This window comes from Streptomyces sp. NPDC058284 (assembly GCF_042881135.1).
In the GTDB taxonomy this organism is placed as follows: domain Bacteria; phylum Actinomycetota; class Actinomycetes; order Streptomycetales; family Streptomycetaceae; genus Streptomyces.
Genome location: NZ_JBHVYE010000008.1, coordinates 48505 through 74518, shown reverse-complemented (window position 1 = coordinate 74518; position 26014 = coordinate 48505). Strand labels below are relative to the sequence as shown.

At 70.5% G+C, this 26014-nt stretch carries 25 protein-coding genes and 4 tRNA genes; 14 read left to right on the top strand and 15 right to left on the bottom strand.

Going from position 1 to position 26014, the window contains the following annotated elements:
• Positions 1 to 246 precede the first annotated feature (246 nt).
• The gene (locus ACFVYR_RS13910; RefSeq protein WP_384256018.1) at positions 247 to 1728 is read left to right on the top strand and encodes a N,N-dimethylformamidase beta subunit family domain-containing protein; all 1482 of its coding nucleotides are present in this window, start codon (positions 247 to 249) and stop codon (positions 1726 to 1728) included.
• 154 nt (positions 1729 to 1882) lie between these two features.
• Positions 1883 to 2779, top strand: a complete 897-nt coding sequence (locus tag ACFVYR_RS13905) for a phosphoribosylaminoimidazolesuccinocarboxamide synthase (protein WP_384256020.1) — start codon at positions 1883 to 1885, stop codon at positions 2777 to 2779.
• Between the two features lie 77 nt (positions 2780 to 2856).
• On the opposite strand, the gene ACFVYR_RS13900 is transcribed toward ACFVYR_RS13905, so the two are convergent.
• The 8 genes from ACFVYR_RS13900 to ACFVYR_RS13865 form a co-directional block, all read right to left on the bottom strand.
• A tRNA-Gly gene (locus ACFVYR_RS13900) sits at positions 2857 to 2929 on the bottom strand.
• A gap of 23 nt (positions 2930 to 2952) precedes the next feature.
• On the bottom strand, positions 2953 to 3561 hold the full coding sequence (locus tag ACFVYR_RS13895; RefSeq protein ID WP_384256023.1) for a response regulator: 609 nt from the start codon (positions 3559 to 3561) through the stop codon (positions 2953 to 2955).
• A complete protein-coding gene (locus tag ACFVYR_RS13890) occupies positions 3558 to 5102 on the bottom strand; it encodes a histidine kinase (protein ID WP_384256025.1) in 1545 nt (514 codons plus the stop codon). The genes ACFVYR_RS13895 and ACFVYR_RS13890 overlap by 4 nt, the downstream gene beginning before the upstream one ends.
• Before the next feature lie 40 nt (positions 5103 to 5142).
• Positions 5143 to 5940: an ABC transporter permease gene (locus tag ACFVYR_RS13885; RefSeq protein WP_384256027.1), complete on the bottom strand. Its 798-nt coding sequence runs from the start codon at positions 5938 to 5940 to the stop codon at positions 5143 to 5145.
• Positions 5937 to 6914 (bottom strand): ATP-binding cassette domain-containing protein, encoded by a 978-nt coding sequence (locus ACFVYR_RS13880; RefSeq protein ID WP_384256030.1) that lies wholly within the window; start codon positions 6912 to 6914, stop codon positions 5937 to 5939. The genes ACFVYR_RS13885 and ACFVYR_RS13880 overlap by 4 nt, the downstream gene beginning before the upstream one ends.
• 178 nt (positions 6915 to 7092) lie before the next feature.
• Positions 7093 to 7168: transfer RNA gene (locus tag ACFVYR_RS13875), tRNA-Gly, on the bottom strand.
• Positions 7169 to 7247: 79 nt separating this feature from the next.
• A tRNA-Gly gene (locus ACFVYR_RS13870) sits at positions 7248 to 7319 on the bottom strand.
• Between the two features lie 133 nt (positions 7320 to 7452).
• On the bottom strand, positions 7453 to 7770 hold the full coding sequence (locus tag ACFVYR_RS13865) for an Lsr2 family protein (protein WP_384256033.1): 318 nt from the start codon (positions 7768 to 7770) through the stop codon (positions 7453 to 7455).
• A 352-nt stretch (positions 7771 to 8122) separates the two neighbouring features.
• Between ACFVYR_RS13865 and purS the strand changes: the two genes are divergently transcribed.
• From purS to ACFVYR_RS13840, 5 genes are all read left to right on the top strand, one after another.
• Entirely contained in the window at positions 8123 to 8404 is a 282-nt protein-coding gene (gene purS / locus ACFVYR_RS13860; RefSeq protein ID WP_384256035.1) for a phosphoribosylformylglycinamidine synthase subunit PurS, read from the top strand.
• A complete protein-coding gene (purQ, locus tag ACFVYR_RS13855; RefSeq protein WP_384256037.1) occupies positions 8401 to 9081 on the top strand; it encodes a phosphoribosylformylglycinamidine synthase subunit PurQ in 681 nt (226 codons plus the stop codon). The genes purS and purQ overlap by 4 nt, the downstream gene beginning before the upstream one ends.
• Positions 9078 to 11327: a phosphoribosylformylglycinamidine synthase subunit PurL gene (gene purL / locus ACFVYR_RS13850; RefSeq protein ID WP_384256040.1), complete on the top strand. Its 2250-nt coding sequence runs from the start codon at positions 9078 to 9080 to the stop codon at positions 11325 to 11327. The genes purQ and purL overlap by 4 nt, the downstream gene beginning before the upstream one ends.
• A 122-nt stretch (positions 11328 to 11449) precedes the next feature.
• Positions 11450 to 11956: an ArsR/SmtB family transcription factor gene (locus ACFVYR_RS13845; protein WP_384256042.1), complete on the top strand. Its 507-nt coding sequence runs from the start codon at positions 11450 to 11452 to the stop codon at positions 11954 to 11956.
• A gap of 46 nt (positions 11957 to 12002) precedes the next feature.
• The gene (locus ACFVYR_RS13840) at positions 12003 to 12875 is read left to right on the top strand and encodes a M23 family metallopeptidase (protein ID WP_384256045.1); all 873 of its coding nucleotides are present in this window, start codon (positions 12003 to 12005) and stop codon (positions 12873 to 12875) included.
• On the opposite strand, the gene ACFVYR_RS13835 is transcribed toward ACFVYR_RS13840, so the two are convergent.
• Positions 12817 to 14331: an MFS transporter gene (locus ACFVYR_RS13835; protein WP_384256047.1), complete on the bottom strand. Its 1515-nt coding sequence runs from the start codon at positions 14329 to 14331 to the stop codon at positions 12817 to 12819. The two genes, ACFVYR_RS13840 and ACFVYR_RS13835, sit on opposite strands and share 59 nt — an antisense overlap.
• 127 nt (positions 14332 to 14458) lie before the next feature.
• Between ACFVYR_RS13835 and ACFVYR_RS13830 the strand changes: the two genes are divergently transcribed.
• From ACFVYR_RS13830 to ACFVYR_RS13820, 3 genes are all read left to right on the top strand, one after another.
• Complete coding sequence (locus ACFVYR_RS13830) at positions 14459 to 15100, top strand: TetR/AcrR family transcriptional regulator (protein ID WP_384256049.1); 642 nt, start codon at positions 14459 to 14461, stop codon at positions 15098 to 15100.
• Between the two features lie 10 nt (positions 15101 to 15110).
• Positions 15111 to 15911 (top strand): sterol carrier family protein, encoded by an 801-nt coding sequence (locus tag ACFVYR_RS13825; RefSeq protein WP_384256052.1) that lies wholly within the window; start codon positions 15111 to 15113, stop codon positions 15909 to 15911.
• Between the two features lie 118 nt (positions 15912 to 16029).
• Positions 16030 to 16878, top strand: coding sequence for an META domain-containing protein (locus tag ACFVYR_RS13820; protein ID WP_384256054.1), 849 nt, complete (start codon positions 16030 to 16032; stop codon positions 16876 to 16878).
• Between the two features lie 91 nt (positions 16879 to 16969).
• On the opposite strand, the gene ACFVYR_RS13815 is transcribed toward ACFVYR_RS13820, so the two are convergent.
• Together ACFVYR_RS13815 and ACFVYR_RS13810 are read right to left on the bottom strand one after the other, a co-directional pair.
• Positions 16970 to 18427 (bottom strand): sulfatase, encoded by a 1458-nt coding sequence (locus ACFVYR_RS13815; RefSeq protein WP_384256056.1) that lies wholly within the window; start codon positions 18425 to 18427, stop codon positions 16970 to 16972.
• Positions 18428 to 18499: 72 nt separating this feature from the next.
• Complete coding sequence (locus ACFVYR_RS13810) at positions 18500 to 18595, bottom strand: putative leader peptide (RefSeq protein WP_384256059.1); 96 nt, start codon at positions 18593 to 18595, stop codon at positions 18500 to 18502.
• A gap of 165 nt (positions 18596 to 18760) precedes the next feature.
• Here ACFVYR_RS13810 and purF point away from each other — a divergent pair, with 165 nt between their 5' ends.
• Both purF and purM read left to right on the top strand, forming a co-directional pair.
• On the top strand, positions 18761 to 20287 hold the full coding sequence (gene purF, locus ACFVYR_RS13805; RefSeq protein ID WP_384256062.1) for an amidophosphoribosyltransferase: 1527 nt from the start codon (positions 18761 to 18763) through the stop codon (positions 20285 to 20287).
• 37 nt (positions 20288 to 20324) lie between these two features.
• On the top strand, positions 20325 to 21398 hold the full coding sequence (purM, locus tag ACFVYR_RS13800) for a phosphoribosylformylglycinamidine cyclo-ligase (RefSeq protein WP_384256064.1): 1074 nt from the start codon (positions 20325 to 20327) through the stop codon (positions 21396 to 21398).
• A gap of 152 nt (positions 21399 to 21550) precedes the next feature.
• Here the strand turns inward: purM and ACFVYR_RS13795 are convergent, their stop codons facing one another.
• Entirely contained in the window at positions 21551 to 21805 is a 255-nt protein-coding gene (locus ACFVYR_RS13795) for a DUF3073 domain-containing protein (RefSeq protein WP_055568369.1), read from the bottom strand.
• 300 nt (positions 21806 to 22105) lie between these two features.
• On the bottom strand, positions 22106 to 23200 hold the full coding sequence (locus tag ACFVYR_RS13790) for a Leu/Phe/Val dehydrogenase (RefSeq protein ID WP_384256067.1): 1095 nt from the start codon (positions 23198 to 23200) through the stop codon (positions 22106 to 22108).
• Positions 23201 to 23421: 221 nt separating this feature from the next.
• On the opposite strand from ACFVYR_RS13790, the gene ACFVYR_RS13785 reads away from it, so the two are divergent.
• A complete protein-coding gene (locus ACFVYR_RS13785) occupies positions 23422 to 24279 on the top strand; it encodes a hypothetical protein (protein ID WP_384256069.1) in 858 nt (285 codons plus the stop codon).
• A gap of 520 nt (positions 24280 to 24799) precedes the next feature.
• Positions 24800 to 25006: a developmental transcriptional regulator BldC gene (gene bldC / locus ACFVYR_RS13780; protein WP_003949541.1), complete on the top strand. Its 207-nt coding sequence runs from the start codon at positions 24800 to 24802 to the stop codon at positions 25004 to 25006.
• Between the two features lie 502 nt (positions 25007 to 25508).
• Here bldC and ACFVYR_RS13775 read toward each other — a convergent pair.
• Positions 25509 to 25787, bottom strand: coding sequence for a DUF6274 family protein (locus ACFVYR_RS13775; RefSeq protein WP_384256071.1), 279 nt, complete (start codon positions 25785 to 25787; stop codon positions 25509 to 25511).
• A gap of 127 nt (positions 25788 to 25914) precedes the next feature.
• Positions 25915 to 25989: transfer RNA gene (locus ACFVYR_RS13770), tRNA-Asp, on the bottom strand.
• Positions 25990 to 26014 lie beyond the last annotated feature (25 nt).

Below are 26014 nucleotides of genomic sequence, written 5' to 3'. Positions count from 1 at the left end.
CTCCGAGCCGCGTGTCGGAGGCAAAGCCGCAGGCAGGCGCCCTCGCCGGAACACGCATCCCGCTACCCCTCCCGCCACCCGTCCGCCACCCCTTCCGCCACGGTGCCCGGAATGTCACTCTCCGTTCACAGGAATTCGCGACGAACGGTGACGAGGTGCCTGCGTAATGTGATGTGCTGGATATGGCCGCCGGACCGCAACGCACCATCAGGCGCCGCAGCTCGGGGGAGTGAGGGAGGGGCAGGGATGAAGTCGGAGCCGATTCGCCGCTGGGAATCAGGCGCACTCGCGCACGCCGTGTCGGACCCCTTCGGTCAGGGCCCGCTGCCCTGGCTGCGCGGTTCGGAGCAGTACTTCGACGACACGGGCCACGTCGTGCCCTGGTACGTCGACCACGCGCCCGCCCCCGGCGCGACGGACATCCCGGCGCCCCGTACGGGCGGTCCGCTCACCGCCGACGACGTGCACCGCCAGATCAAGGGGTTCACCTCCACCGGCGCCGCCGCCCCGGGCGAGGCGATCGACTTCCACGTCACGGTCGACCCGCCCCAGCAGTTCAGCGTGGACATCTACCGCATCGGGCACTACGGGGGCGACGGGGCGTCGAAGATCACCACCAGCCCCCGCCTCTCCGGCATCGTCCAGCCCGCCCCGCTCACCGCGGACCGCACGGTCTCCTGCCACCACTGGTGGCTCTCCTGGCGCCTGCAGATTCCCAGCTACTGGAGCATCGGGGCGTACGTGGCGGTCCTGACCACCGCCGACGGGTACCGCTCGCACGTCCCCTTCACGGTCCGCGACGACCACCCCGCCGACCTCCTGCTGCTCCTGCCGGACGTCACCTGGCAGGCGTACAACCTTTACCCCGAGGACGGCCGCACGGGCGCCAGCCTCTACCACGCGTGGGACGAGCAGGGCGCTCTCCTCGGCGAGAGCGAGGCCGCCGTCACGGTCTCCTTCGACCGTCCGTACGCGGGCGCGGGCCTCCCCCTGCACGTCGGCCACGCCTACGATTTCATCCGCTGGGCCGAGCGGTACGGCTACGACCTGGCGTACGCGGACGCCCGTGACCTGCACGCGGGCCGCATCGACACCACCCGGTACCGCGGCCTGGTCTTCCCCGGCCACGACGAGTACTGGTCGCCGAACATGCGCCGCGCCACCGAGCTGGCCCGCGAGCACGGCACCTCGCTGGTCTTCCTCTCAGCCAACACCATGTACTGGCAGGTGGAGTTGGGCCCCTCCGCCTCCGGTGTCGCGGACCGGCTGCTCACCTGCCGCAAGCGCCGCGGCCCCGGCCGCCCGGCGCTCTGGCGCGAGCAGGACAAGGCCGAGCAGCAGCTGCTCGGCATCCAGTACGCGGGCCGCGTCCCCGAGCCGCGCCCCCTCGTCGTCCGCAACGCCGACCACTGGCTGTGGGAGGCCACCGGGGCGCACGACGGCGACGAGATCGAGGGCCTGGTCGCGGGCGAGGCCGACCGCTACTTCCCGCGGACCGCGCTCCCCGAGCACCAGGGCCGCATCCTGCTCACCCACTCCCCGTACGAGGACGCCGAGGGCGCCACCCGCCACCAGGAGTCCTCCCTCTACCGCGCCCCGTCCGGCGCCCTCGTCTTCGCGTCCGGCACCTTCGCCTGGTCGCCGGCGCTCGACCGGCCCGGGCATGTGGACCCCCGTATCCAGCGCGCCACGGCCAATCTTCTGGACCGCATCTGCAAGCGGGACTGACCCCGTCGCACGGCTTCGAAAACCGCCCCGGAAATCGCACTGGAAACCCCAACGAACACCGCGCCGCCGCACCGCCCCGCTCAACCCCTGGCCAAAACCGCACGTCCGATGCGGGAGAATCGACCTCACTTGGCCAGAACCACGGGAGGGAACCGTGTCCGGATTCGTAGAAAAGCCCGAGCCACTTGAAGTGCCGGGTCTGGTCCACCTCCACACCGGCAAGGTGCGCGAGCTGTACCAGAACGAGGCGGGCGAGCTCGTCATGGTCGCCAGCGACCGCCTGTCCGCCTATGACTGGGTGCTGCCCTCGGAGATCCCCGACAAGGGCCGCGTCCTCACCCAGCTCTCCCTGTGGTGGTTCGACCAGCTCGCCGACCTCGTCCCGAACCACGTCATCTCCACGGAGCTGCCGCAGGGCGCGCCCGCCGACTGGGAGGGCCGCACCCTCGTCTGCAAGTCCCTGCGGATGGTGCCGGTCGAGTGCGTCGCCCGCGGCTATCTGACGGGCTCGGGGCTCCTGGAGTACAACGCCTCCCGTACCGTCTGCGGCCTCGCCCTGCCCGAGGGCCTCCTCGACGGCTCCGAGCTGCCCGCGCCGATCTTCACGCCCGCCGCGAAGGCCGCCGTCGGCGAGCACGACGAGAACGTCTCGTACGAGGAGGTCGCCCGCCAGGTCGGCGCGGAGACCGCCGCCCAGCTGCGCCAGGCGAGCCTCGCCGTCTACGGCCGGGCACGGGGCATCGCGCGCGAGCGCGGCCTGATCCTCGCGGACACGAAGTTCGAGTTCGGCTTCGACGGGGAGCATCTGATCCTCGCCGACGAGGTCCTGACCCCGGACTCCTCCCGCTTCTGGCCCGCCGACCAGTGGGAGCCGGGCCACGCCCAGCCCTCGTTCGACAAGCAGTACGTGCGGAACTGGCTGACCTCGCGGGACTCGGGCTGGGACCGGGCGAGCGAGCAGCCCCCGCCGCCGCTGCCGCAGGACGTGGTGGATGCCACCCGCGCCAAGTACATCGAGGCGTACGAGCGGCTGACGGGCACGCCCTGGTAGCCACCGGGCCGCACCGGCACGAAGAAGGCCCCGGCACGAAGAAGGCCCCGCTCCGAGGAGCGGGGCCTTCTGTACGGAGCGGACGACCAGGTTCGAACTGGCGACCTCAACCTTGGCAAGGTTGCGCTCTACCAACTGAGCTACGTCCGCGTTGCGCCGAAGCGCGAGGACAACTATACCCAACCTCGCTCGCGCGCGAGACGCACCGCCGCGTGACGGTTCTCCGCCCCGATCTTGGTGACCGCCGACGAGAGGTAGTTGCGGACGGTTCCCTGGGAGAGCGCGGCGCGCTCGGCGATCTCCGCGACGGGTGCTCCGTCGGCGGCGAGTTCGAGTACCTCGGCCTCGCGTGCGGTCAGCGGCGTGTCCCCGGCGGAGATCGCGTCGGCGGCCAACTCCGGGTCCACATAGCGGTTTCCGGCGTGTACGGTCCGGATGATCTCGGCGAGCCGCTGGGCGCTCACGGTCTTCGGCACGAAGCCGCGTACCCCGACCGCGAGGGCCCGCTTGAGATGCCCCGGCCGGCCGTGACTCGTCACGATCATGGTCCGGCAGCGCGGGAGTTCGTCGCGCAGGGTTGTGGCCACGCTCACACCGTCGGCGCCCGGCATCTGCAGATCGAGCACGGCGACGTCGGGCTCGTGGGCCCGCGCCATGGCGAGCGCCTCGGGTCCCGTCGCGGCCTCGGCGACGACGACCAGGTCGTCCTCCAGGGCGAGCAGGGCGGCGAGCGCGCCCCGGATGAGGTGCTCGTCATCGGCGAGCAGCACGCGAACGCTCACAGCAGGGCTTCTTCCTCACGACGGCTGCCGGGTTCCTGGCGGGGCGCCCCGGCGGTGGCGGCACGCGAAGACGGCTCCGATCCCGACCCCGGCCCCGGTTCCGATCCCGCTCCCGATTCCTGTTCCGGGCCCGGCCCCGGTTCCGATCCCGCTCCCGATTCCTGTTCCGACCCCGGCCCCGGTTCCGATCCCGATCCCGATTCCTGTTCCGGTCCCGACCCCGGTTCCGATCCCGATTCCGGCTCCGGACCTGGAAGCCGTCCCGCCGCCGGTACGTCCACGGAGAGGCGGAAGACGCCGTCCCCCGATGTGTGCTCCAGCGTTCCGCCCACCGCGGCCAGCCGCTCCCGCAGCCCCGCGAGCCCGGTGCCGCGCCTTACGGGTGCCCCCTCAGGCACACCTCCGGTGCCGGGCACCCCTGCCCCCGGCACCCCGCCATCCACCCCGTCGTTCTCGACGACCAGCGTCGTACGCCCCTCGGCCCCGCCCTCGTCCCCGCCCACCGCCAGCACGATGTCGCACCGCCGCGCGTCCCCGTGGCGCAGCACGTTCGTGGCCGCCTCCCGCACGACCCAGGCGAGGACCGACTGCACGGGCGCGGAGAGCCCGGCCGCCGAACCGGTCACCCGGCAGCGGATTCCGGCCGCCTCCAGGACGCCCTGCGCGCCGGTCAGCTCCACGCCGAGGTCGATCTCGCGGTAGCCGCGCACCACTTCCCGTACCTCCCGCTGGGTCTCCTGGGCGATGCGCTGCACCTCGACCATCTGGTCCACGGCCTCGGGCCTGCCGCGCCGCGCGAGCTGCACCGCCAGCTCGCTCTTGAGCGCGATGACCGCGAGGTTGCGTCCCATCACGTCGTGCAGGTCCCGCCCGAACCGCAGCCGCTCCTCGGCGACCGCGAGCCGCGCCTCGACCTCGCGGGCCCGGTCGGCCTCCCACATCACGGAGAGCGTCCAGGCGCCGCAGCGCGCGGAGAACAGCGCGAGTACGCCGCCGAAGGCGATCAGCGCGGCGTAGCCGGCGAGCTGGCCGCCGCGTGCGCCCATGAGGGCGTAGCAGGCCACGATCACGGCGTCGAAGAGCGCGAGCCGGGAGAGGAAGACCTTGATGGGGAGGGCGAAGGCGAGCGACTGGCCGAACGGGACGACCAGGTAGAGCGCGGTCAGGCCGAGCATGCCCTGCTTCACCCCGTCGACCGCCTGCAGGGCGAGCCCGAGTCCCTCCGCGACGGCCAGCAGGGCGCCGCCGATCGCGAGGTCGCGGCGCGGCAGCGGGACACGCTTCAGGTAGTGGTCGTACACCTGCCGCAGCGAGCGGTTGGCGTGCGCGCTCTGCGCCGCGGCGACCGCGATCAGCGCCCAGCCGAGGATCTGCGCGGCGGGCTCGTGGCGCAGGCTCAGGCCGAGCGGCAGTGAGCCCCAGCTGACGAAGAAGATCCACGGCATGGCGTGCCACATGGCCATGCTCTGGAACTCGACCTTCTCGATCTTGCTGCGTCCGTGCCAGCCACGCTGCCAGGCCCGTATTCGGCCGAGTAGCACCCAGTACCTCCCTCAGAGGCTGTCTTTCAGAGCCTGTCCCTCAGTGACGCGGTTCCCAGCGGAACCACCGGCGTACAGCAAACACCGCGAGCAGGGTCCAGGCCACCGCCGTCGCGAGGGCGCCGAACGTCTCACCGGCGGAGACGCCGCCCGCCCAGCCGCCGCGGATCAGCTCGACGACGGGCGTGAGCGGAAGCAGTTCGCAGACCGAGGCGACCTTGTCGGGCATGACTTCGAGAGGCACGAAGAGACCCGAGCCCACCATCGAGGCGAAGATCAGCGGCAGGCTCATGACCTGCGCGGACTCGGTGGACCTGCTGAAGCTCGCGGTGACGGCCGCCAGCGCGGCGAACATCACGAGCCCCGCGGCGAGGCCGAGCACGACGAGGTCGGGCCGGTTCGGCGCCCCGGCGTCGAGGAGCGCCGCGCAGCCCGCGGCGAGCACGAGGCACTGCACGGCCGCGATGACGACCGAGGGCAGCGCGGCGCCCGCCAGGATCTCGGGGTCGCGCAGCTCACCGGTGCGCAGCCGCTTGAGGACGAGTTCCTCGCGGCGGGCCGTGTAGACGGCGGTCAGCGAGGAGTACACGGCGAAGAGCAGCGAGAAGCCGAGCGCGCCGGGCAGCACGACGGTGCCGACGGTGAGCCCGGTGCCTGCCAGGTCCATGTCCTTGGCGGCCTGCTTCGTACTGAAGGGCACCACCATCGGCACGAACAGCGCCGCGAACAGCATTCCCTTGTTCCGGCCGAGCAGGGTGAGCTCGGCGCGTGCAAGCGCCCGCATCCGCCGCGCGGGTGTCGTGACGGCCACCGTGCTCATGCCGCTGCCTCCGCTCATGCCACTGTCTCCTTCTGCGTGGCGCGCCCCGCGGGGCGCTCGTCCGTTCCCGTTCCGTTCTCCGCGTCGCGGGCGATCCGCAGGAACGCCTCTTCCAGGGAGGCGGCCCGCACGTCGAGCCCGGCCAGTTCGATCCGGGTGTCCCTGGCCCACAGGAGCAGTTCCGTGGCGGTCCGCTGCAGTTCGTTCGTACGCAGCCGGACGCGCCGCCCGGTGACCTCGTGGCCGGTCACGCCGAGCGCGGCGAGCGGCGGCAGGTCGCCGGGGAAGTACCCCTCGGGCAGGTCGAAGGAGACGTGGGAGGGCTGTGCGGCGACCACGTCGGTGACGCGGCCCTCGGCGGCGATGCGCCCCTCGTGCAGGATCGCGAGCCGGTCGGCGAGCGCCTCGGCCTCTTCGAGGTAGTGCGTGGTGAGCAGGACGGTCGTGCCGTTGTCGCGCAGTTCCTGGACCAACTCCCAGGTCTCGCGGCGCCCTTCGGCGTCGAGTCCGGTGGTGGGTTCGTCGAGGAAGAGCACCTCGGGACGGCCGATGAGGGCCAGCGCGAGGTCGAGCCGCCGCTTCTCGCCGCCGGAGAGCTGCTTCACGCGCACGCCGGTCCGCCTGCCGAGCCCGACGAGCTCCAGTGCCTCGGCGGCGGGCCGGGCGCCGCTGGTGCAGCCCGCCCACATCCGTACGGTCTCCGCGACGGTCAACTCGGCGGGGAAGCCGCCTTCCTGGAGCATGACGCCGATCCGTGGGCGCACGGCGGCCCGCTCGGTGTACGGGTCGTGTCCCAGCACCCGTACGCGTCCGCCGGACGGTGCGGCGAGCCCTTCGAGGAGTTCGACCGTGGAGGTCTTGCCGGCGCCGTTGGTGCCGAGCAGCGCGAACAGTTCGCCCCGTCCCACGGAGAAGGAGATCCCGCGTACCGCCTCGAAACCGCCCCCGTACACGCGCCGGAGACCGGTCACGTCGATCACTTGGTCAGTCATGTCCTCAGCGTCACCCGGCCGCCGGGCCGTCGGCAGTGCGCGCTGTCACCGGCCCGCATGACAAATGTCAGGAGCGGTGTCCGCGCAGGTGGGAGCAAGTGGGAGGGGGGGGCAGGCAGGGGCCGGATGGGGGGGCACATGAAGAAGGCCCCGGTCGGATCGACCGGGGCCTTCTCTGTGGAGCGAACGACGAGGTTCGAACTCGCGACCTCAACCTTGGCAAGGTTGCGCTCTACCAACTGAGCTACGTTCGCATTGCCTCCAACCGGCTTTCACCGGTCGGCGCGGGCATCAGCTTACCGCAACCAGCTGACTGGTCGGTGAGCGATGCGGAGCGGGTGACAGGAATTGCACACTGCGCCTTCCCCCTGGAAGGGGGATGTTCTACTACTGAACTACACCCGCAAGACTCCGTGAGGCCCGGCCTTCGGCCTCGCCCCTCGGCGTGCTCCAGACTTTAGCCGACCGGGAGGGGTGCAGCGCAAGTCGGTTGCCGCGAGGGGCCCGGGGCCGGGTCCCGGCCGGTCGGCGCGCGCCGTCAGTTGGCCGCCTCGAAGGCCTCGTAGACCTTCTTCGGGATGCGGCCGCGCGGCGGCACGCTCATCCGGTGCGAGCGCGCCCAGGCGCGGACCGCCGACGGATCGGGGGACACCGCCGTGTGCCGGAAGGTGACACCGGGGCGTGCCTGCTTGCGGGCCGCCTCCAGGTAGGGGGCGAGGGCCGTGCGCAGTTTCTTCGCATTGGTTTGGCTGAGGTCGATCTCGTACGACTTGCCGTCAAGACCGAACGCGACCGTTTCCGCCGCTTCCCCGCCGTCGATGTCGTCAAAGAGAGTGACCACGACACGTTGCGCCACGAATATCGGTCCCTTCGCGCGGCTCTACCGCGTTGACATGCGGTGATGCCGACTGCACGGATGTTTTGGGCAAAGTATCGACTATTGCCATTTCCTTTGTACAGTGCCCGGCATTGCATTGTGAAGCCTGTCCTAATACCTCCGCGTGTCAGGCTCCAATGACGATGCGTGATCTTTCGGGGATTCGCTGTGAAGATTCCCGGTTCGAAACCTGGTTGGGTACCGGAACGTGACCGTCATCTCGTAGGTTGCTACGAATCTACGCGAGTAGAAATTTTGTGCCGGTAGTCTGAAGGCACCTGCTCAGCACCGTGCAAGCAGCACACGCCAGCACCACACACCGGGAGTGCCAGTGGCACGCGTCGTAGTCGACGTCATGCTCAAGCCGGAGATCCTCGACCCCCAGGGCCAGGCGGTGCAGCGTGCACTGCCGCGCCTCGGTTTCCAGGGCATCTCCGACGTACGTCAGGGAAAGCGTTTCGAACTCGAGGTGGAGGGGCCGATCGACGCCCCGGCCCTCGCCCGTATCCACGAGTTGGCGGAAACCTTCCTCGCCAACACGGTGATCGAGGACTTCGTCGTAAAGGTCGAAGAAGACCAGCAGACGCAGAAGGCCGAGGAGGCCGCGAAGTGACTGCTCGAATTGGAGTCGTCACTTTCCCCGGAACCCTCGACGACCGCGACACCCAGCGCGCCGTCCGCGTGGCGGGCGCCGAGGCCGTGCCGCTCTGGCACAAGGACAAGGACCTCAAGCAGGTCGACGCCGTGGTGCTGCCCGGCGGGTTCAGCTACGGCGACTATCTGCGGGCCGGCGCCATCGCGCGCTTCTCCCCGGTGATGGAGTCCGTCATCGCGCAGGCGAAGGCCGGAATGCCGGTCCTCGGCATCTGCAACGGCTTCCAGGTGCTCACCGAGACGCACCTGCTGCCCGGCGCGATGCTGCGCAACAACCACCTGCACTTCATCTGCCGCGAGCAGCGGCTGCGCGTGGAGAATGCCGCGACCGCCTGGACCGCCGACTACACGGCGGGCCAGGAGATCGCGATCCCGCTCAAGAACATCGACGGGCAGTACACCGCCGACGAGCGGACCCTGGACATGCTGGAGGCCGAGGGCCGCGTCGCCTTCCGCTACCTCGACGGCAACCCCAACGGCTCGCTCCGTGACATCGCAGGCATCACCAACGAGGCGGGCAACGTCGTCGGCCTCATGCCGCACCCCGAGCACGCCGTGGAGCCGCTGGTCGGGACCGGCCGCACCGACGGCCTCGGATTCTTCACCTCGATCCTGAAGAAGCTGGTCAACGCATGACTCTGGATACCGTCAAGCACGCGGCCGAGACGCCCGACGTCAAGCTGCCCTGGGCCGAACTGGGCCTGAAGGAGGACGAGTACGACCGCGTCCGCGAGATCCTCGGCCGCCGCCCGACCGGCGCCGAGCTCGCCATGTACTCCGTCATGTGGTCCGAGCACTGCTCGTACAAGAGCAGCAAGATCCACCTGAAGCAGTTCGGCGAGAAGGTCCCCGAGAACGAAGCGATGCTGGTCGGCATCGGCGAGAACGCCGGTGTCGTCGACGTCGGCCAGGGCTACGCGGTCACCTTCAAGGTCGAGTCGCACAACCACCCCTCCTACGTCGAGCCCTACCAGGGCGCGGCCACCGGCGTCGGCGGCATCGTCCGCGACATCATCGCGATGGGCGCCCGTCCGGTCGCCGTCGTGGACCCGCTGCGCATGGGCGACGCCCAGCACCCCGACACCAAGCGCGTGCTCCCCGGAGTCGTCGCGGGCATCGGCGGCTACGGCAACTGCCTGGGCCTGCCCAACATCGGCGGCGAGCTCGTCTTCGACGCCTGCTACCAGGGCAACCCGCTGGTCAACGCCGGTGCCATCGGTGTCATGCGGCACGAGGACATCCACCTCGCGAAGGCTTCGGGCCCCGGCAACAAGGTCATCCTGTACGGCGCCCGCACGGGCGGCGACGGCATCGGCGGCGCCTCCATCCTGGCCTCCGAGACCTTCGACGACAGCAAGCCGTCGAAGCGTCCCGCCGTCCAGGTCGGTGACCCCTTCCAGGAGAAGCTCCTCATCGAGTGCACCCTGGAGGCCTTCGCCGAGAAGCTCGTCGTCGGCATCCAGGACCTCGGCGCGGCCGGACTCTCCTGCGCCACCAGCGAGTTGGCGTCCAACGGCTCCGGCGGCATGCGCGTCGAGCTCGACGACGTGCCGCTGCGCGACTCCACGCTCACCCCTGAGGAGATCCTCATGAGTGAGTCGCAGGAACGCATGTGCGCCGTGGTCGAGCCCGAGAAGGTCGACCGCTTCCTGGAGATCTGCGAGAAGTGGGACGTCATCGCCACCGTCGTCGGTGAGGTGACGGACGGCGACCGCCTGGAGATCTTCTGGCACGGCGAGAAGATCGTCGACGTCGACCCGCGCACGGTCGCGCACGACGGCCCGGTCTACGAGCGTCCGTACGCCCGCCCGTCCTGGCAGGACGCCCTCCAGGCCGACGACGCGAACAAGCTGGCCCGCCCGGCGAACGGCGAGGAACTGCGCGAGCAGGTCCTCAAGCTGGTCGCCGCCCCGAACCAGGCCGCGAAGTCCTGGGTCACCGACCAGTACGACCGCTTCGTGCAGGGCAACACCGTGCTCGCCCAGCCCGAGGACTCCGGGATGATCCGGATCAACGAGGAGACGGGCCTCGGCGTCGCCATCGCCACCGACGGCAACGGCCGGTTCGCGAAGCTCGACCCGTACACGGGCGCGCAGCTCGCGCTCGCCGAGTCGTACCGCAACGTCGCCGCGTCCGGCGCCAGGCCGCTCGCCATCTCGGACTGCCTGAACTTCGGCTCGCCCGAGGACCCGGACGTCATGTGGCAGTTCGCCGAGGCCGTCCGCGGTCTCGCGGACGGTTGCCTGGAGCTGGGCACCCCGGTCACCGGCGGCAACGTCTCGCTGTACAACCAGACCGGTGAGGCGGCGATCCACCCGACGCCGGTCGTCGCCGTCCTCGGCGTGATCGACGACGTCGCGCGGCGCACGCCGATCGCTTTCGCGGAAGAGGGCCAGCTCCTCTACCTGCTCGGCGACACGCACGACGAGTTCGGCGGCTCGGCCTGGTCGCAGGTGGTCCACGGCCACCTCGGCGGGCTGCCGCCCAAGGTCGACCTGGCGCGCGAGAAGCTGCTCGCCGAGATCCTCATCTCGGCCTCCCGCGACGGCATGATCGACGCCGCGCACGACCTGTCCGACGGCGGTCTCGTGCAGGCCGTCACGGAGTCGTGCCTGCGCGGCGGCAAGGGCGCGCGCCTCGTCGTCCCCGACGGCCTCGACGCGTTCACCTTCCTCTTCTCCGAGTCGGCGGGGCGCGCGGTCGTCTCGGTGCCGCGGAGCGAGGAGCTGCGCTTCACCGACATGTGCGGGGCGCGGGGCCTGCCCGTGCGCCGCATCGGTGTCGTCGACGGCGACGCGGTGGAAGTGCAGGGCGAGTTCACGCTGCCGCTGAGCGAGCTGCGTGCCGCGCACGAGGAGACGATTCCGGGGCTCTTCGCCTGACGGTTCTTCTTCGCCGCCCCCGCTCGGACCTGGTCCGGGCGGGGGCTTCGTCGTTCCCGCGCCGGTTGGACCGCGCCCCGTAGGGGGTTGCATGAGATTACGTAATTACGTAATCTCGCATCATGAACCTGGAAGAGCGGGTCGCCGAGCTCGAACGGCGCATGGCGCGGCTGGAGAGCGCGGGTCCGGCCGCGCCCCCGGTGGGCGAGGGCGATTTCTGGGCCCTCGACGCCCTGAAAGCACGGCACCCGGTGACCGAGGAGGCCGACGGTGCCGTCCTGTTCACCGGCTCCGTGCGGGTGCCGACGGGGCATCGGTACGACTGGCAGTACGGGCAGCTCACGGAGGCGCTGTTCGAGGGCGACTGGTCGGATGCGGCCGAGTCGTTCGCGGCCCTCGGCAATCCCGTACGGCTGCGGCTGCTGCGGGAGATCCTCGGCGGCCTGCGCACCGCCGCCGAGCTGGCCGCGCTCGACGACGTCGGCACGACCGGCCAGATCTACCACCACCTGCGCCAGCTGACCGGCGCGGGCTGGCTGCACACCACCGAGCGCGGGCGGTACGAGGTTCCCGCCGGGCGCGTGGTGCCGCTGCTTGTGGTGCTCACGGCAGCGCGCCCGGTGACCTGACCGGATTCCGGCACGCATTTCTGTACGAGTCGCACGAGGGGGAATCATGTCCGTGAAATCCGCGGGGCTGCGCAAGTCCGCCGCTGTGGCCCACCGGCTGCTGTGGGTCGTGTTCTTCGCCCAGTTCGTCGTACGGCAGTTCACGGAGCTGCCGTACAACTACTGGCTGGGCTGGCTGCCCGCGATCGCCGCGATCGGCATCAGTACGTCGATGTCCCGCTCCGCGCGCAAGCAGATCGAGACGGACCCCCCGGCCCCGGTCGAGGTCGCGCCCCCGGTCACCGGCCGCTGGTCCGCGCTGAACAGCCCCGCCGACAACGTGCCGAGCCACGGTACGCACCACCTGGGGCAGACGTACGCCATCGACATCACGGCCGAACCGGAGGAGGGGCCCGCCCGCCCCAAGCCCGTCTGGTTCTGGCCCGTCGCCCGGCGCGGCGACGCCTATCCCGCCTTCGGGCAACCCCTGCACGCGGTCGCCGACGCCACCGTGGTGCACGCCGAGGACGGCCAGCGCGACCACCTCAGCCGCAGCTCGCTCGTCGGGGTCCTGTACTTCCGGCTGGTCGAGGGCGTCGGCAGGACGCTCGGCGGCACCCGCCGCGTCGTCGGCAACCACATCGTGCTCGACCTCGGCGGGGGAACGTACGCCATGTACGCGCACGTCAGGCGGGGCTCGCTCACGGTGCGGGCGGGGGACCGGGTCGTGGCGGGGCAGTGGCTCGGCGACTGCGGGAACTCCGGCAACTCCACCGAGCCGCACGTGCACTTCCAGCTGATGGACGGGCCCGACCCGGACACCGCGCGGGGCGTGCCGTTCACGTGGCGCGGGATCGGGGTACCGGCGAACGGCGCGTTCTTCACGGCCGGTGGGACCGGCGAGGAAGCCGCAGCGCAAGCACCGTCCCGAGCAGCATGATCCCGGCCCCGCACAGGAACACCACGTCCGTGGCGTCGACGTAGGCCCGCACGGCGGCGGCGTGCGCTTCTCCGGTCAGGCCGGGGATGGCGCCGACGTCGCCGCCGGGGCCTTCCGCCGCGTACAGGCGGAGCAGGACCGCGCCGAACAGGGCGGTGCCCACCGCGTTGCCGAGGGTCTGGAAGAAGCGGATGCTCGTCGTCGCGACGCCCAGCTGGTGGCGCGGCGCCGAGTCCTGCGCGAGCTGGATCAACTGGCCGATGAGCTGGCCGAACCCGGCCCCGGCGAGCAGGAGTTCGGCCCTGACGAGCCAGAGCGAGGTGTCCGGGCCGACGGTCGCGAGGAGCGCGAAGGCGACGGCCGTGGTCGCCGTGCCGCCGATGGTGAAGGTGCGCGCGGACCAGCCGCGGGTGGCGAGGCGGCCCGAGAGCAGGCCGACGGCGGTCATGCCGGCCGCCATGGGGAGCAGGTAGAGCCCGGCGGACGAGCTGGAGACGCCCCGCGCGACCTGCAGGTAGACGAGCACGTAATAGATCACGCACATCATGGCGGCGCCCGTCAGCGCCTGGATGGCGAAGCCCAAGCGGAGCTGCGGGATCCGGAACATCGAGAGCGGGAGCACCGGTTCGGCCGCCCTGGCCTGCCGCCACAGGAAGAGCGCGAGGGTGGCCGCGGCCGCCGCGATCAGGCCGACGACGACGGGTGAGGACCAGGCGTAGTCCTTGCCGCCCCAGTCGGTGACCAGGAGCAGGGCGACGGAGAACGCGGCGGCGAGCGCGGCGCCCGGGTAGTCGATGGAGTGGCGCGCGCCGGCTTGGCGCGGGAGTTTCAGGACGAGTCCGGAGGCGGCGAGGACCGCGATGCCGACCGGCAGGTTGACGTAGAAGATCCAGCGCCAGCTCGCGTGGTCGGCGAGCAGGCCGCCGAGCCAGGGACCGAGCGCCATGCCGCCGCCCGCCACGATGCCGCCGATGCCGCCGGGCCCGGACGATTTCCCGCCCGCCCCCTTGAGCTGGGCGATCACCACCATCGTGATGCTCATCAGGCCGCCGCCCCCGACGCCCTGCACCGCGCGGGCCGCGATCAGCTGGCCCATCGACTGGGCGGCGCCGCAGAGCGCGGAGCCGAGCAGGAAGACGGTGACGGCGGCGACGAAGACGCGGGCGGCGCCGAGCGCGTCGCAGAGCTTGCCGTACAGCGGCAGGATCGCGGCACCCGCCAGCGCGTAGGCGCTGACCAGCCAGGGGATCTTGTCGACCCCGTGGGCCGGGTCGAGGTCGCGCACGATCGGCACGGTGGCGGCCGACACGATCTGCATGTCGAGGACGGCCAGGACGATCGTGGCGAGACAGACGGCGAACGCGACCTTGCGGCGCCCTTCGGACAGGGGCGGGGTCGTGTCCGCGGGTGACGCGGGGGGCGTGGTCGTAGTCGTGGTGGTCGTGGTCGGAGGCATGAGGACCACCCTGCCCGCGAAAATGTACCGAGTCAATATTTACTCCGAGAGTAAAATTCATCCTGGTACAGTGCCGTGCATGGCTGAGCAGGCGGATGGCTGAGGGGTCGCATGGCTGAGGAAGCGCATGGCTGAAGAAGCGCTGGGACTGCGCGAGCGCAAGAAGCGGCAGACCGCGATGCGGATCTGGCGCAGCGCGCTGACCCTGTTCCTGGAGCGTGGCTACGACAAGGTCTCCGTCGCGGAGATCGCCGCCGCGGCCGACGTCTCGAAGATGACGGTCTTCAACTACTTCGGCACCAAGGAGGACGTGCTCCTCGGCCCGATGGAGGACCACGTCTCCGACGCCGCCGACGCGGTACGCGAGCGGGAGCCCGGAGAGTCCGCGGTCAGCGCCCTGCGTCGGCAGTTCCTGGCCAAGGTGGCCGAGCGCGACCCCTCGATCGGCCTCTCCGACGACGTGCGGCTGGTCCAGATGCGTCAACTCATCACCGACACGCCGACGTTGGCGCGCCGCACCCTGTTCTTCCAGATGCGCGGCATCGAGCTGCTCGCCGAGGTCCTCACCGAGGAGACGGGTGACCGGCTGCTCGCCGGCGTGGCCGCCCACCAGCTCGTCGCCGCGCGGGACGCGGTGATCCTGGAGAACCACCGCAGGCTGCTCGCGGGCGACCGGGCCGAGGACATCGCCGTCGACTGCGCGGCCCTCGCCGAGCGCGCCTTCGACCTGGTCGAAAAGGGACTTCAGGGGTATCCCGGGAACCTCTAGGCTCAGCACCATGCCCCCGGCCAAGAAGCGCTTGCGCTCGTACGACTCCGTGAAGATCCGCTCCGCCGTCCTCGCCCAGTTCGGCAACGTCTGCGAGGCGGTCCGCACCCTGACCCCCGAGCAGCTCGCCCGCCCGACCCGGCTCGGCGACTGGACCGTGCGCGAACTGGCGGCCCACATCGCGATGGTCCTCGGCACCGTCCACCGCTACCTCGGCATGCCGGAACCGGAACGGCACGAAGTGGCGCTCATGGACTGGCCGTTCGCGACGGTCACCGCCGCCGTCCAGGTCGACCTGGACACCCGCGAGATCGCCGAGGCCGCGGGCACGGGCCTCGACGAACTGTTCACGCGCACGCTCGCCGGGATCGAGGAGTCCCTGCCCGGCGCCCCGGACGAGCGCCTGGTCCCGATGCGCTTCGGCGCCATGACCCTCGGCGACTTCCTCGTCACCCGCACCGTCGAACTCATCGTTCACACCGACGACTTGAACGACGCGGTGCCGGGCCTCGACGTCCCGTACGACCGCCAGGCCCTGGCCGCCTGCGCCCGGCTGCTCGCGGACGCCCTCGCGATCAAGGCACCGGGCGCCTCGACGGAGGTTCGGGTGCCGCCCTACGCGGTCGTGCAGTGCGTGGCGGGCCCGCGGCACACCCGCGGCACCCCGCCCAACGTCGTCGAGACCGACCCGCTCACCTGGATCCGCCTCGCGACCGGGCGGACCGAGTGGGCGACGGCGCTCGACGCGGCGCGGGTCAGCGCGAGCGGGGAGCGGGCGGATCTGTCGGAGCTGCTGCCGGTCATGGGGTAGCGGTGCGGGGCGTGAACCGGTGGGGACTCGGCGAGGGAACCGGTCGGGGAATCGGTCGTCGATCCGGTCATCGTTCCGGTCGTGGAACCGGGACCCCCACTTGTCCCGTCACATCGTCATGCACACGCAGCGTCTGACCCTCACCCTGACCGCGCTGGCCTCCGCCGGGCTGCTGCTCACCGCATGCGGCACCGAGTCCGGGGCCGGTTCCGACAGCGACTCCGGCGGCCGTTCCGTGGCGGACGGGCCGTCCCTCACCGGCGTCCGCTGGCACGTCGAGAGCCTCACCGCGGACGGCAAGAAGCGCGTCGCACCGCGGGACGCCTACCTGAAGATCGGCAAGGACGGGCGGGCCGTTGGCAGCTACGGCTGCAACGGCGTGAGCTCCGACGTGTCCGTCAAGGGCGACACCGTCCACTTCGGCAAGCCGCTGATGACGAAGCGGGCCTGCACGGACGACGGCCGCATGGCGTTCGAGAAGGAACTCCTGCGCACCCTCGGCGAGGAGAAGTTCACCGCGAGGACCGAAGGCGACCGCATGACCCTCAGCACGTCCGATGGAGACCGCGTGGACTTCACCTCACGCCCCGCCGAGCCCGCCGCCCCGCTCACCGGCACCAAGTGGACGGTGAGCGGCGTCGGCGACGCCCGGACGGCCGCGACGCTGCCGAAGTCGCTGGACGGCAAGGTCCACCTCACCTTCGGCAAGGACAGCAAGGTGCGCGGCAACCTCGGCTGCAACGACGTCACGGCCGAGGCCGAGGCCGAGGACGGCCGGATCACCTTCGGGCCGCCCGCGACCACCCGGAAGATGTGCCCCGGCGACGCGATGACGACCGAGCGCAAGCTGCTCAAGCTGTTCGACGGCACGGCGCGCTACGAGGTGAAGCAGGGCACGCTGAGGCTCACCGCCGCCGACGGCACGGTGATCAGCGCGGAGGCGGACCGGAAGGACGCGAAGGAGTAGCGGGGAGGGGACGGGGCGCGGCGAAGTCCGCCCACAAGCCCACAAGCCCACAGCCCTCACACTCCGCGTCCCCCGCGCCCCCTACGCCCCCCTACGCCCCCGGATACGGCAGCAACCCCTTGTCCGTCCGCTCCCAGGCCCCCTTCAGCTCGGCCAGCAGCTTCGGTTCCGCGGCGGCGCGGTCCGCCTGCTCGCGCCGGTCGGCCGCGAGGTCGTACAGCTGGTCCGCCCCGCCCTTGCCCCGGTAGTACTTCCAGTTGCCCCGCCGCAGCGCCCGCTCCCCGCGCACCCGCCAGAACAGCTCGCGTTCGGCGATCTTCTCGCCCCTCAGCAGGTAGGGGGCGAGGCTCGTGCCGTCCAGCGGATACGCGCGGTCCGGCCGGGCCCCGGCGATCTCCAGGAGGGTCGCCGTCCAGTCCGGCGTGTACACGGGCTCGTGGCTGACCTGCCCGCCGTCGAGCCGCGCGGGCCACCGCACGATGGTCGGCACCCGGATGCCGCCCTCCTTGAGCGAGCCCTTGTTGCCGGACAGCGGCCAGTTGTACGAGAAGCGCTCGCCGCCGTTGTCGGAGGCGAAGAAGACCAGGGTGTCGCGCTCCTGCCCGGACGCCTTCAGCGCGCGCAGCACCTCACCGACCGACCGGTCCAGGTCCTGGACCATCTCGGTGTACTTCGCCACGGAGCCGCCGTCCTGATGCCACAGCGCTCCCTGCTCGCCCGCCTTGATCCTGCGGACGATCTCGGCGCTCTCCTCCTCGTCGCCGTCCGCGATCCACGGCCAGTGCGGGGTGGTGAAGTTGAGGTTGAGCAGCCAGGGGGTGCCGCCGTGATCGCGCCGTACGTAGGCGCTCGCGCGCTCGGTCAGGATCCGCGTGTAGTACCGCAGGTCCTTGTACTCGGCGTCGCCCTCGCGGACATCGCCCTCGTACAGGTCGTACTCCCCGCCGAGTCCCAGTTTCGAGTAGTACTCCAGGGCGCCGCCGAAGTTCCCGAAGAACTCGTCCCAGCCCGACTTGGTGGGCGAGTAGTCCGGCAGGTAGCCGCAGTGCCACTTCCCGATCAGCGCGGTCGCGTACCCGGAGTCGCGCAGCAGCGAGGCGAGCGTCGGGTGGGTCGGGGCGAGGCCCACGGACTTGTCGGCTATCGGTTCCGCGAGGCCGCCCTTCGTACGCCCGGGGAAGCGGCCGGTGTACAGGCTGAAGCGGGTGGGCGAGCAGGTCGCGGAGCCGGAGTAGGCGTCCGTGAACCGCACGCCCTGGCGGGCGAGGCGGTCCAGGTTCGGCGTCCTGATGTGCGGCGAGCCGTACGAGGACAGGTCGGCCCAGCCGAGGTCGTCGCCGAGGATGAAGAGGATGTTCGGCCGCTTGGCCTGCCGGTGCGCGGCGGCCCGGAAAGGCCGCTCCTCGTGGGCGGCGTCGGCCCGCGCCCCGGTGGCGGGAAGACCGACCGCGGCGGCGGTCGCGGAGGCGCCGACGACACCGCCGAAGGCACGTCGGGACAGCTTGGACCGAAGGCTTTCGGCAGCCGATCCAGGGTTGTAGGAAGACACAGCGCGCTCCTGAACGGGGCACGGCGCAGCACGGCGTCACATGCCCGGAGAAGGGTGGGGAAAGGGGTGCGTTCAGGTGGTGCTGCGACAGATCGCGCTCGCCACACGGACCAGGTCCACGTGGCGGCGCGCCACGAGCAGGACCGTCGGGTCAGTGGTGGGCGGCATGCGCCGGAGCCTGTCCGAGTGCGCTTGTAGGTGTCAACGAAAGGGCCCGTCTGTTCACGTGGACTTCGCACTCGGCCGGGGCCGGGACCGCGCCACGGCTACCGTCCGTGCAGGGCTCGTATCCCCAATTCGGACCAGTGGTCGATCTCGCCTACACTCGAAGACGTGCCACGTGGTGACGGTCGACTCAATCACGATCTGCTCCCCGGCGAGAAAGGCCCCCAGGACGCTTGTGGCGTCTTCGGTGTCTGGGCTCCGGGCGAAGAGGTCGCAAAGCTCACTTACTTCGGGCTCTACGCCCTCCAGCATCGGGGCCAGGAATCCGCAGGAATCGCGGTCAGCAACGGCTCCCAGATCCTCGTCTTCAAGGACATGGGCCTCGTTTCCCAGGTCTTCGACGAAACCTCTCTCGGCTCGCTCCAGGGTCATATCGCGGTCGGTCACGCCCGCTACTCGACCACTGGCGCCTCCGTCTGGGAGAACGCCCAGCCGACGTTCCGTGCCACCGCGCACGGCTCCATCGCGCTCGGGCACAACGGCAACCTCGTCAACACGGCCCAGCTCGCCGAGCTGGTCGCCGAACTCCCGAAGGAGAACGGCCGCGCGACCCAGGTCGCCGCGACCAACGACACCGACCTGGTGACGGCTCTCCTCGCGGGCCAGGTGGACGACGACGGCAAGCCGCTGACGATCGAGGAAGCGGCCATCAAGGTCCTCCCGGACGTGCAGGGCGCCTTCTCCCTCGTCTTCATGAACGAGCACACGCTGTACGCGGCCCGCGACCCGCAGGGCATCCGCCCGCTGGTCCTCGGCCGCCTGGAGCGCGGCTGGGTCGTCGCCTCGGAGTCCGCGGCGCTCGACATCTGCGGCGCGAGCTTCGTCCGCGAGATCGAGCCCGGCGAGTTCGTCGCGATCGACGAGAACGGACTGCGAACGTCTAGATTCGCAGAAGCGAAGCCCAAGGGCTGTGTCTTCGAGTACGTCTATCTGGCGCGCCCCGACACGGACATCGCGGGCCGGAACGTCTACCTCTCGCGCGTCGAGATGGGCCGGAAACTCGCCAAGGAAGCCCCCGTCGAGGCGGACCTCGTCATAGCGACGCCCGAATCCGGCACCCCTGCCGCGATCGGGTACGCGGAGGCGTCCGGCATCCCCTTCGGCGCGGGCCTGGTCAAGAACGCCTACGTCGGCAGGACCTTCATCCAGCCCTCGCAGACGATCCGGCAGCTCGGCATCCGCCTCAAGCTGAACCCCCTCAAGGAAGTCATCAAGGGCAAGCGACTGGTCGTCGTCGACGACTCGATCGTCCGCGGCAACACCCAGCGCGCCCTGGTCAAGATGCTCCGCGAGGCGGGCGCCGCCGAGATCCACATCCGGATCTCCTCGCCGCCCGTGAAGTGGCCCTGCTTCTTCGGCATCGACTTCGCGACCCGCGCGGAGCTCATCGCCAACGGCATGACCATCGAGGAGATCGGTACCTCGATGGGCGCCGACTCCCTCTCGTACATCTCCATCGACGGCATGATCGAGGCCACGACCATCGACAAGCCGAACCTCTGCCGCGCCTGCTTCGACGGCGAGTACCCGATGGACCTGCCCGACCCCGAACTGCTCGGCAAGCAGCTCCTGGAGACGGAGCTCGCCGCGGGACCGGCTTCCACGGCAGCGGCCGACGCGATCCGTCGCCCGTAAGCCTCACGTAGTGACGACACGAAAGCTCTCAATCACCATGCCCGAGACCACTGGTGCCAGCTACGCAGCCGCAGGCGTAGACATCGAGGCGGGCGACCGCGCCGTCGAGCTGATGAAGGAGTGGGTCAGGAAGACCCAGCGGCCCGAGGTCGCGGGCCTCGGCGGCCTCGGCGGTTTCGCCGGCCTCTTCGACGCCTCCGCCCTCAAGCGCTTCGAGCGCCCCCTCCTCGCCTCGGCGACCGACGGCGTCGGCACCAAGGTCGACATCGCGCGTCAGATGGGCGTCTACGACACCATCGGCCACGACCTCGTCGCGATGGTCATGGACGACATCGTCGTGTGCGGCGCCGAGCCGCTCTTCATGACCGACTACATCTGCGTCGGCAAGGTCCACCCCGAGCGCGTCGCCGCCATCGTGAAGGGCATCGCCGAGGGCTGTGTCCTCGCCGGGTGCTCGCTGGTCGGCGGCGAGACCGCGGAGCACCCGGGCCTGCTCGGCCCGGACGACTTCGATGTCGCGGGCGCCGGCACGGGTGCCGTCGAGGCCGACCGCCTCCTCGGCGCCGATCGCATCCGTAAGGGTGACGCGGTGATCGCGATGGCGTCCTCCGGTCTTCACTCGAACGGGTACTCGCTCGTCCGGCACGTGGTCTTCGACCGCGCGGGCTGGGCCCTGGACCGCCGGGTCGAGGAGTTCGGGCGCACGCTCGGCGAGGAGCTCCTGGAGCCCACCAAGATCTACTCGCTCGACTGTCTGGCGCTCACCCGCACCACGGACGTGCACGCCTTCAGCCACATCACCGGCGGCGGCCTCGCGGCGAACCTCGCCCGGGTCGTCCCGGACGGCCTGCACGCGATCGTGGACCGCGGGACCTGGGCGCCGGGCGCGGTCTTCGACGTGGTGGGCGCGGCCGGCCGGGTCGAGCGCCTGGAGCTGGAGAAGACGCTGAACATGGGCGTCGGCATGATGGCGATCGTCCCCGAGGAGTCGGCGGACGCGGCGCTCACCACCCTCGCGGACCGCGGCGTGGACGCCTGGGTCGCGGGCGAGATCACCGACCGCGGTGACCACGCGACGGGCGCCGAGCTCATCGGCGACTACGCGAAGTAGCCCCCTGGCGGGCCCCTTGTGCAAGCGGGCGGCCCCGAGGCAGCACAAAACCCGGTCCGGGGTGGTGACCACCCCGGACCGGGTGAAGTGCGGTTGCTACGCGAACTGCGAAGGCCGCGTAGACAACGCCAGATGCTGCGTATGCAACGAGGTCAAGCGCCGCGGCGCTGCGACGACGGACCGGACTCGTCGGAGTCCTCGTCCTCGTCGTCGTTATACAGATCCGCGTACTGGGCGTACGGGTCGTCTTCCTCGTCGTCGTCCTCGAACGGCTCGCCATTAGGCGGCTGTTGCGAAGTCGAAGCGCCCAGCTCATTGGCCAGACGCGAGAGGTCAGTCCCGCCGCTGCTGTACTTCAGCTGGCGGGCGACCTTCGTCTGCTTGGCCTTTGCCCGGCCGCGCCCCATGGCTCGACCCCCTCGGATACGGGGCTCGACGGCCCCAGAGTCTTGACACGCGTTCATGATCTGGAACGGACTCTCCGTGGAGAGACCGGTCCGTAGGGCTTCCACGGTACCTGCTCCTGCGGCCATACGGTACGTCGCCCGCAGGACGCGCCTCGGCGCAGAACCCGCGAGGAGCCCCGTCCTCGCTGGTCAACTGCGATTTTAACCTCTTCTTGCCGGGCGACCCGCCGACGGGGGTGAGTCTTGTCTCTCCCCGGGTGTCGACGGGGCCCTGTCAAAGCCTCATGAGGGGGCGGAACCTCACATTCCGGATGCCTCCGCGCGTGCGTCGGAGATCCGCTGCTCGGCGATCCTGTCGGCCGCGGCGGCCGGCGGAATGCCGTCTTCCTTTGCCCGAGCGAATATGGCGAGCGTGGTGTCGAAGATCTTCGACGCCTTTGCCTTGCACCGGTCGAAGTCGAAGCCGTGCAGCTCGTCGGCGACCTGGATCACGCCGCCCGCGTTCACCACGTAGTCCGGCGCGTAGAGGATCGACCGGTCGGCGAGGTCCTTCTCCACACCGGGGTGCGCGAGCTGGTTGTTGGCGGCGCCGCACACCACCTTCGCGGTGAGGACGGGCACCGTGTCGTCGTCGAGCGCGCCGCCGAGCGCGCACGGCGCGTAGATGTCGAGGCCCTCGGTCCGGATCAGCGCGTCGGTGTCCGCCACCGCGGTCACCGAAGGGTGCTTCTGAACGATCCGGTTCACCGACTCCTCGCGCACGTCGGTGATCACGACCTCGGCGCCGTCCCGCAGCAGGTGCTCCACCAGGTGGTGGCCGACCTTGCCCACGCCCGCGACGCCGACCTTGCGCCCGCGCAGCGTCGGGTCGCCCCACAGGTGCTGCGCGCTGGCCCGCATGCCCTGGAAGACACCGAAGGCGGTGAGTACGGAGGAGTCGCCCGCGCCGCCGTTCTCGGGGGAGCGCCCGGTGGTCCAGCGGCACTCGCGGGCCACCACGTCCATGTCGGCGACGTACGTGCCGACGTCGCAGGCCGTCACGTACCGGCCGCCGAGCGAGGCGACACAGCGGCCGAAGGCGAGGAGCAGCTCCTCGGTCTTGATCCGCTCGGGATCGCCGATGATCACGGCCTTGCCGCCGCCGTGGTCGAGGCCGGCCATGGCGTTCTTGTACGACATCCCGCGCGACAGGTTCAGGACGTCGGCGACGGCCTCTTCCTCGGTCGCGTACGGATAGAAGCGGGTCCCGCCGAGGGCGGGGCCCAGGGCGGTGCTGTGGATGGCGATGACGGCCTTGAGGCCGCTGGCTCGGTCCTGGCAGAGCACTACTTGCTCGTGGCCCCCCTGCTCCGAGTGGAACAGGGTGTGCAGGACGCCGTTGTCTGCTTCGGTCACTGTGGTGACTCCCGGTCAAGTGGCGGCGGTCGGACGGGCTCCCGTACGGGTGGCGGGGGCCCGATGGGCATGAGACTAAAGGTTGTCCACCGCCCTTGACCGCCCGGTGCCGAGGATCACCCTCTCCCGGAGTACCGGCGGAGCGGGAGCGGGCGCGGCGGAGTCCGGCCATGGCACGCTGTGCAGTGTTTTCCAGCCGGTACGTGGGGGAGAGAGCTGCCGTGCCCAAGGTGTCATCGGTATCGGTCCCGTATGCGGCCTACCTGCGTGTGTACGAGCCGCTTGCCGCCTTCCCCGAGCCGGAGCGCGGCCACTGGGCGCGCTACGCCCGCCGCCAAGAACTCCCCTCCTACCAGGACGAACTGCGCCGCTCGCTGGCCGACCTGCTGCCCACGCCGCCGGTGCCCGTGCCGGTGCACGAGAGCGGCGACGCCTTCGTGGTGGAGGTCGACGGGGTGCTGTGCGTCTGCCCTTGGCGGACCCGGCTGCGCGGCTGGCAGGCCATGGGGGAGCTGACCGGGCAGCTGCCGATGCCGGTGCTCGACGCGGTCCTGCCGCCGGTGCTGCGCCGCCAGACGGCCGCGGACTACGAGCGGTGGCTGGCCCGCAACCCCGACGCCCGCCCCTGGATCCGCACGTCCACCTGGCAGGTGCCGCTGCACTGGTTCGTGCTCTTCTCCGACGAGGAGCGGAGCCGTGAGAGCCGCGAGAAGGAGCAGAAGGGGGAGGGCGCCGTGCCCGTCCTGCGGTACCGCACCCCGATGGTGCAGGCCCGGCGCCGGGTCGCGCGGGGCCTGAAGGTGCTGCGGGAGGCGCTGGACGAGGGGCCGCTCATCGACGGGCTCATGGATGTGGGGCGGTGGCTGGAGGAGTTCCACCCGCGGTCCCTGGTCGAGCTCGACTACGGCGGGCTCGTGCACGCGGTCGCGGCGGACGAGCTCGACGAGGACCACTCGGCGGCGGACGTGGCCGAGGGGATCGAGGCGCTGCGCGACGGTGACGGCGAGGCGGCCGGCGAGGCGTATGCGAGGCTCGTGGAGCGATGGCGGGCGGTCCGGGACCTCCAGTTCGCGAACTGAGGTCTGCCGGAGCCCGGTGTTCCCCCTGCCGGAGCCCGGTGTTTCCCCCTGTCGGAGCCCGGCGTCTCCTCCGTCGGGACGTAGGTCCCGATCCGGGCCTTTGCCTCAAGCGTGATGGACGGCACTTACGGGGCTCTTGCGCCGATCACCCCTCCTCATGCCAAAATAGGACAAGGAGTCCGGAGAGGGCTCCTTCCGCCCAACTATGGGCGGAATGCTCGGCAATGCACTCTATGGGGGGTCCTGTTGACTCCTGATCGCTCTGTGACTGATCGTCACTGTGGCGTGACTGTCCGCTATGGCATGGTCCATCGGCTTCCGTCGGTGATGAACACCTGGGAGGGCAATTCCATCGGTTTGGCCGACGCGGCTGGACGGATGGTGTAGTTGTAGTGCCGAGGACAAGCCGTTCGTCCTATAACCGACTCGACTCGCGTCCGCCATTTCGGGCAACGCGGGTCAAGGTGCAGAATTTAGAGGAATGAACCGAGAAGGTTCGGTTCTCCCGAGGAGGCCGCTCATGACCGCTCGCACCCCTGATGCCGAGCCGCTGCTGACCCCGGCTGAGGTCGCCACGATGTTCCGCGTCGACCCGAAGACGGTCACGCGCTGGGCGAAGGCTGGCAAGCTCACGTCGATCCGCACGCTCGGCGGACACCGCCGTTACCGCGAGGCTGAGGTCCGCGCACTGCTCGCGGGTATTCCGCAGCAGCGCAGCGAGGCCTGAAGTACCGCTCAACCAGCAGTAACTCGCACAACTCGGGCGAAGAGCACCACTACTGCCGGGTCCCCCAACCTGGTCGTACGTCCGACATATGGCTACACGCGACGCGGGTCCCGCCCCAACGGGAGCCACGCCTGACACCACCTGGGTGCGTCGTTCGATCGCGCTGGACTCCGCCGGGTCCAGCGCGATCTTTTTTGTGCGCCGAGGATGCGCTGGTGAGCGGGTCCGTGAGCGCACCTGTTGGTCTCTGGGGAGTCTTCGGAGGGCGGCTGGGAGTGGCCAGGGGCGCCGCCCGGGGGGTGGTGCAATTGCACATATTAAATTGGCTCGTTGTAGGAAGGGTGTAAGTTCCGGGGTTCTTCAAACCGTTTCGGTGACACCCGTCACACGTCGTGAAGCTTGTTGCGCACGACACCACTGCGCTAAAGGGGCCGCGGTGGTTCTCGAAGGCCTTCCGCTCTCAGCCTCCCACTGGCGGGGGTGGGTGGCGCCGCGTCTTTGGTCATGCGTTGGGGGGACTTTCGTCCTCGGTGGGCCGGGTGGCGGGCGGAGGGCCGGAGTTGGTGCCGGAGACGCCCTCTGGGGCGTTCTCCGCCACGAAGGCGGCCTCGGGCGCCCGGCGTTCGTCCTGGACCGGCTGAGAGGGCTCCAGGGCGAGCCTCAGCAGCCGGTGGCAGATCGGGCAGTGCCGGGTCAGATGGCGGTAGCTGGTGGCCGCTGCGAGGTGTGCGCGCAGCAGGGCGCGCGTCTCGTGCCGTGCGGACGTCGGAGAAGCAGACATGCGTCACCTCCTGGGGGCTTCCCGCCGGCCCCCTGTTCTCCGGGGTACCGGTGGAATGTGACGCAGTCAAGGTCGCGGGTACGACAACGGGCCGCATCCTCAAGGGATGCGGCCCGTTGTCCTGCTGCGGTCCTGACGGGATTTGAACCCGCGGCCTCCACCTTGACAGGGTGGCGAGCACTCCAAACTGCTCCACAGGACCTTGCTTCGCAGCGCCCGCGCCACGG